Here is a 251-nt window from a genome sequence, read left to right as displayed (position 1 = left end):
AAAAAATCTCTAACATTCGCGAACTGTTACCAATCCTTGAAGGTCTGGCAAAAACTGGTAAGCCATTACTGATCGTTGCCGAAGATGTTGAAGGCGAAGCCTTAGCAACGCTCGTTGTTAACAACATGCGCGGTATCGTGAAAGTGGCAGCGGTTAAAGCCCCAGGCTTTGGTGACCGTCGTAAAGCCATGCTGCAAGACGTAGCGATTTTAACTGGCGGTACTGTAATCGCTGAAGAAATCGGCCTAGAG

At 47.8% G+C, this 251-nt stretch carries 1 pseudogene; it reads left to right on the top strand.

The window, feature by feature from the left end:
- Nucleotides 1-251: pseudogene (gene groEL / locus B4920_RS27195) on the top strand (chaperonin GroEL); the annotation flags it as partial.

Source organism: Zoogloea sp. LCSB751 (assembly GCF_002028455.1).
Lineage (GTDB): Bacteria > Pseudomonadota > Gammaproteobacteria > Burkholderiales > Rhodocyclaceae > Zoogloea.
Note: the sequence above shows the minus strand (reverse complement) of the source record. Positions and strands in the feature narration are given on the sequence as shown.